The organism is Bradyrhizobium campsiandrae (genome assembly GCF_014529705.1).
Lineage (GTDB): Bacteria > Pseudomonadota > Alphaproteobacteria > Rhizobiales > Xanthobacteraceae > Bradyrhizobium > Bradyrhizobium campsiandrae.
Genome location: NZ_JAANIH010000448.1, coordinates 1 through 238, shown reverse-complemented (window position 1 = coordinate 238; position 238 = coordinate 1). Strand labels below are relative to the sequence as shown.

General features: G+C 63.4%; 1 protein-coding gene. It reads left to right on the top strand.

The window, feature by feature from the left end; translation table 11 throughout:
- A partial coding sequence (locus tag G8O24_RS43865) for an ABC transporter substrate-binding protein (RefSeq protein ID WP_244646500.1) occupies positions 1-238 on the top strand: 238 nt, incomplete at both ends.

The window sequence follows — 238 nt, the reverse complement described above, 5'->3', positions numbered from 1 at the left end:
CCGGCCCGTGGAAGATGGCAAGCTTTACCCCGCGCGAACGTCTCGAGCTGGTCAAGAACGCCGACTATTGGGACAAAGCCCGTGTGCCCAAGATCGACAAGATGGTGCTCTTGCCGATGCCGGAGGCGCTAACGCGCACCAATGCGCTGCTTGCCGGCCAGGTTGACCTGATCGAGACGCCAGCGCCCGATGCCGTGCCGCAGCTCAAGGCCGCCGGCATGAAGATCGTCGACAACGT